General features: G+C 51.1%; 2 tRNA genes. Both read left to right on the plus strand.

The window, feature by feature from the left end:
* Nucleotides 1-46: 46 nt before the first annotated feature.
* Nucleotides 47-123: transfer RNA gene (locus KVG96_RS27435), tRNA-Ile, on the plus strand.
* Between the two features lie 25 nt (nucleotides 124-148).
* Nucleotides 149-224 (plus strand) — tRNA-Ala (locus KVG96_RS27440).
* Nucleotides 225-352 lie beyond the last annotated feature (128 nt).

Genomic DNA, 352 nt, shown 5'->3' on the forward strand with positions numbered 1-352 from the left:
CCATGAGCTCCCACACGAATTGCTTGATTCATTGAAGAAGACGATTGGGTCTGTAGCTCAGTTGGTTAGAGCGCACCCCTGATAAGGGTGAGGTCGGCAGTTCGAATCTGCCCAGACCCACCAATTACGGTGCACCCTGTAGCGATACGGGGCCATAGCTCAGCTGGGAGAGCGCCTGCCTTGCACGCAGGAGGTCAGCGGTTCGATCCCGCTTGGCTCCACCATTACCGGTTGGTGATCCACTGTCTTGAAGCTTAGAAATGAGCATTCCATCGAGGCGATGGTGAATGTTGATTTCTGACCTTTGTCAGATCGTTCTTTAAAAATTTGGGTATGTGATAGAAAGACTGAT

This window comes from Pseudomonas ekonensis, assembly GCF_019145435.1.
In the GTDB taxonomy this organism is placed as follows: domain Bacteria; phylum Pseudomonadota; class Gammaproteobacteria; order Pseudomonadales; family Pseudomonadaceae; genus Aquipseudomonas; species Aquipseudomonas ekonensis.